Source organism: Candidatus Cloacimonadota bacterium (genome assembly GCA_011372345.1).
Classification (GTDB): Bacteria; Cloacimonadota; Cloacimonadia; order Cloacimonadales; family TCS61; genus DRTC01.
On the sequence record DRTC01000281.1, the window covers coordinates 1 to 3,744 of the forward strand.

Genomic DNA, 3,744 nt, shown 5'->3' on the forward strand with positions numbered 1-3,744 from the left:
ATTAATTATCAATTCTTCATTAACAGAAGTTCCAGCCCATTCAAAAGCTCCCATATCAGGTGCCCAACCATAATATTCATCATAATTTAAATCGAGCAGAATTTCACCTTCCCACTCAAAATAGGCAGTTCCTGTATCAATACAGGGAGAATCCTGATGAAGACAATAATTTCCATTTTCAACATCCACAAAAAGAGGATCTTCCTCAATGTTTCCTTCGAGCCAAAAAACTGTTCCGTTATCATTGATCTCAATTCCCTGTTCTCCATTTTTAATATCAGAATGATCAACAATTATTGCATTTAAATCGCTATTGGAATTAAAATAAATCTCATGAGGGATATTGTTCCAAAAAATTGAATTTACAATAATCGGCTGACAACTATTCTGGAATTTAATCCCATTAAGAGAATTTTCCGTTAGTGTTACATTTGAAAAAACTGCGTTTGAAGAACCATAAAAACAAATTCCACCTCCTCCGCTGTAACTACTACTTGCATGATTATTTGCGATCAAAACATTTTGTAAATGTAAATTTGAACCATTATTACAATAAATTCCACCACCGGAAGAAGAAGCAGAATTATTAACAATTTTCAGATTCTCGATAACCGGATCGGAATTTTTTAAATAAATCCCGCCACCTGAAGAAGAAGCAAAATTATTATAAATCTTAAGATGTGATAATAAAGGAGAGGAATTTTCACAATAAATGCCGCCGCCGTAAGATGAATGCCCGTTAGTGATAGATAAATCCTTTATCTCTGAATTATTAACATAAAGAAAAGAAAAAACATTTTCTTGGTTATTGCTTTGTAAAATCGTTGTATCTTCGCCGCTGCCTATTATAGAAACAAAATCTATTACATGAATGGGAAATTGTTCTTCATTGGTTGCAGGATTGAAAGTGCCGGGAGCAAGAAAAATAGTACCTGGATTAAGGCTATCTGCAAATATTATGCTTTGAGCATGATCGATTGTTCGCAAAGGTTCTTCCCAAGATAATCCGTTATTGGAATCATCTCCATCGACTGATATGAATAGATCTGAATTTATCTGATTTATTTTTGCATGTTGAATATCAAAAATATAAGAATTATAAGGATGAGCATAATAAATTGTGGGACTCATAACTGAAAATGTATCAAGGATAACATGAACTATTCCACAGTCTTCCATGTATAGATCATTACTATAGTTCTGGCTTACATAATTTGCATAAATATTACACCTGTTATCATCATTAAAAAGCAAATCAGACTCATCATTTAAATAAATACCACCGCCGCAGCTCTTATAGCCGATTACTGTATTATTTTTGATCGTAACATTTTCCAAACTTATCAGCGATGATGAACAATAAATCCCACCACCTCTGGCATATGAACCGTTTATAGTATTCCCTGAGATTAGTAAATTTTTTAGAATACAATTTGAATGATAGTCTATATAAACACCTCCTCCGTAATTTCCATTTACATAGTTTGAGGAAATAGTTACATGTTCCATAGTTGCATAGGAATGATTATAAAGATGAATTCCACCACCTTGATTGGCATAATTTCCGGAAATAATTACATTCTCCATCTCTGTTTCGGAATAATAACAGTATAATCCACCTCCGTTGTATAAAGCCTCATTTCCGGTTATACTGATATTTTCCATATCCAATATTGAATGGCTGCAATATATTCCACCACCTCTTTGGGCTTGATTATCTGTGAGAAAAACATTCAAAAAACTAATATTTGATTCACTTGAAATACCTAAACCACCACCATATTCGGCTTCATTGTCTGAAATTCTTACTTCCGAAAAATCCAGGTTTGAATTATGGCAACAAATTCCGCCACCGTAAGTTGAGTAATAATTAAGAGGTACGGAATTACCTGTTATTTCGACATTGCTCAAATTGGAATTGGAAAAAGAATAATAAATCCCTCCTCCGTATCTTGTCGAAGAATTATTGGAAATCACTACATTTTCCAGATCAAGTTCAGAATCAAGACAATAAACTCCTCCTCCATATTCAGCCAAACCATTTATTATTTTTATATTTCTGAGAGAAACTCCGTAGGCATCTCTTAAATAAATAAGACTTCTTTCTCCTAATCCGTCCAAGCTTGTTTCATTTTCTCCATTGCCTTGCAAAGATACATAACTGATACAGGTTATCGGGAAATATTCTCCGTTAGTATTTGTACTGAATGTTCCCGAATCAAGATAAACCGTATGAGGATCGAGACTGTCTGCCTGAATTCGAGTCATAGCAGAATTTATTGTTTTTAACGGTGAATCCCAGGAAAGACCATCATTAACATCATTTCCTTGCGGAGAAACATAAAGGTCGGAACTTACCTGCTGAAGTTTTCCATGTAAAATACTAAAAGTGTAATCTTCGCTCGGATAAGAATGATAATTAGTAGGAGATAAAACAGTAAATGTGTCGATAATTATATTTTGCATTTCTGTTGTATAAAGATCACTGCCGGAAGCTGCATAATTCAAATAAATATTACAAAGATGATCCGAATCGAAATTCAAAGAAGAATCATCACAGGAAATTCCTCCGCCAAAATCAAGAGCTGTATTATTCAAAATCGTTATATTTTTTAAAGTTAGAATGGAATTGTGACAATGGATACCGCCACCGTTCGAGGAAGAATTATTGATAATTTCGATATTTGATAATTCCAGGTTGGAATCTTCAAGATAGATTCCGCCGCCATGTCCTAAGGTGCTATTTTGTTTTATAATGACTCCATCGATAAGAGGATTGGAATTATAACAATAAATTCCTCCGCCCTTCTCCTCTGCGGAATTATGATAAATAATTAGGTTTTTCAGAACCGGACTGGAATTTTCAAGGTAGATCCCGCCACCAAAATAATTTGCTCGATTGTTGGAAAGAACGCAATTTTTGATCAGAATATCGGAAGAATTATGGCACGAAATTGCTCCTCCGTAATTAGTTAAATATCCATAAGAATTACCATATTCAAATTTACAAAATTCGATTTTTGAACTATCTTGAGCATTGGTGTTACTATCATAAAACCTGAGTCCTCTCCAACCGGAAATCGTGTCTTCTACTGTAAAAATAATTGAGTCGCTAAATGTCCCTTGGGCTAATAATTGTCCGTAAATTTCAAATTTGCTGTTATCATGAAAAATGATTTTCACACCTGGTTCAATGATTAAAAGACTATCGATAGGAACGGAAATATTATCTTCAACGAGATAAGGATTTCCTTCCGAACTCCAGGTTCCGCTTACATCTCCACCCACAAAAGTCGCATTGAAGTTTCTCACACCCAAGGTTGGATCTCCTAAAATGATCATCCCGTAAAACCAACTCCGTTCCCACATCGTATCATGTCCGGTATCGACATTTTGCTGCCACCATTGGGTAAATCCTTCTCCGATGGGAATACCAAAATACAAAGGTCTATAAAAATCAGAGAAATCCAGCATACTACCGGTTTTAGTCGAGCCTACGACACCCAGACAAAAATCGTTTGCCAGTAAGTATAAACTTCCAAAATTGTTGTTGGTTTCAAAACGAGCAGCTGAACAGGCAAAAAGATTGTAGAAATATGAGGTGGGATTTATTCCGGGTAGTTCGTTATTCAAAAAAATCTCGGTTTCTGTTCCATTATTCTGGTAAAAATGATGAGTCGTTGTTCCCGAATGAACATGAAGCTGGATCAATTCATGATCTGCTGTCAGTTGATTGGTTCTATA

The 3,744-nt window shown here is 34.8% G+C and carries 1 protein-coding gene; it reads right to left on the reverse strand.

Annotated features, from left to right (window positions below; all coding sequences use genetic code 11):
• The coding region (locus ENL20_05495) for a hypothetical protein (protein HHE38010.1) at positions 1 to 3,744 on the reverse strand (3,744 nt) is incomplete at both ends.